Genomic DNA, 1,655 nt, shown 5'->3' with positions numbered 1-1,655 from the left:
GCTCAAGCCATGGATGACTGACTCACACCCGGATCGAAATCCCACCCTTCTGATTACGCGCTAAACAGCAGCATACGGTCAACTTGGTCAGAGCACCGTGGGGTAGCGCCCCAAAATCCAGGGTGTCAGGGGCGCATTCGCTTCTGTAGGTCCTGGTTCCGCGCTCCCCCGCGATTTTCGCACGACCAGAACCCGCGTGGTTCGCTGGTCGGCTTCTGATCTGGGTGGTCGCTGGGCCATTCCCGGGCGCAGCTAGGGCACTACTTGCCCCTCCTGAAACCTTCCCGCTCCTAGCCGCCACTGGACGCCCTTAAATCAGACATAAGTGTGGACAGTGTCAACACCCCTTTGGCAGGACAAGCGGCGCACTCCAGCTCCGGTTTGGGCAGGGAGACGGGGTCCAAGTACGGGTTCGCACCCAAAATCGGAAAGTCATGTTGTAACGCCAGCCCGGAACCATGAACAGGTTGGCCACTCCCGACCAAACCGGAACGAGGAACCGCAGAAACCCCACCTCAGCAGGCGGAAGACCCACCAGTCAGGGTCTTGAACCCGCCACCCCACACACCTGAACAGGCTCCGCGGCGGCTAGGCCACAGCCCGCGAACCAGCCGTCAGAGCGACGGGACCACAGGCTTTGTACACACGTCAAAGCAAAATCGCCTCTGACGAGGGAAAACGTCGTGCCCGAGGTGGGACTCGAACCCACACACCTTTCGATACCGCATTTTGAGTGCGGCGCGTCTGCCAATTCCGCCACTCGGGCGCGGAATACATGAATCAAGCCGGTACGCCCACAGCTGATTGTGAGCAACGCGATCGCTTCACGTACGCGGAATTACTCTACATCCAGATAGGCTGAATTCCAGAATCGCGCCGCTGACGCCGCAACCGACCATGCAGATCAAGTACAGGACCGGGCGCACCTAAGATAGTGATGTCCCCGCCGTACCTTTCCAAGGAGATCCCGTGACTGAACAGACGGAGTCAAAACCCACGTCCCAGCCGGCGCGCCGCGTCATTGTGGCGGAGGATGAAACCCTCATCCGCCTCGACATCATCGAAATCCTGCGCGGCGAGGGCTATGACGTTGTGGGCGAGGCGGACAACGGCGAGAAGGCCGTCCAGCTCGCCGAGGAACTGAAGCCGGACCTGGTCCTGATGGACGTCAAAATGCCCGTCATGGACGGCATCTCGGCAGCCGAGAAGATCGTCAAAGCCCGCATCGCCCCCGTGGTTCTGCTGACCGCATTCAGCCAGAAGGAACTCGTGGAGCGTGCCCGCGACGCCGGCGCCATGGCATACGTCGTGAAGCCTTTCACCCCCGCGGACCTCATCCCCGCGCTGGAAATCGCGCTCTCCCGCCACGAGGAGATCAAGGCCCTCGAAAGCGAGGTCTCGGACCTCCAGGAGCAGTTCGCCACCCGCAAGCTTGTGGAGCGCGCCAAGAGCCTGCTCACCACCAAGATGGGCCTCACGGAGCCGGAAGCCTTCCGCTGGATCCAGAAGACGTCCATGGACCGCCGCCTGAGCATGCGCGAAGTCGCCGAGACCATCATCAACCAGGTCAACTGACTGCCGCTGGCTGGGCCTGCCGCAAAGCCGGCAGGTCCAGCCGCAAAGCACAGGGCAAACCGAAAAGGACCCCCGCCAAC

At 61.7% G+C, this 1,655-nt stretch carries 1 protein-coding gene and 1 tRNA gene; one reads left to right on the top strand and one right to left on the bottom strand.

Annotation, left to right across the window (positions count from 1 at the left end):
• Nucleotides 1–684: 684 nt before the first annotated feature.
• Nucleotides 685–766, bottom strand: a tRNA-Leu gene (locus Q9R30_RS19220).
• Between the two features lie 203 nt (nt 767–969).
• Here Q9R30_RS19220 and Q9R30_RS19215 point away from each other — a divergent pair.
• The gene (locus Q9R30_RS19215; RefSeq protein WP_009358190.1) at nt 970–1,575 is read left to right on the top strand and encodes an ANTAR domain-containing response regulator; all 606 of its coding nucleotides are present in this window, start codon (nt 970–972) and stop codon (nt 1,573–1,575) included.
• Nucleotides 1,576–1,655: the final 80 nt, after the last annotated feature.

This window comes from Arthrobacter sp. AB6, from assembly GCF_031844545.1.
Lineage (GTDB): Bacteria > Actinomycetota > Actinomycetes > Actinomycetales > Micrococcaceae > Arthrobacter.
The sequence above is the reverse complement of the archived record's forward strand: the minus strand, read 5'-3'. Positions and strand labels throughout refer to the sequence as shown.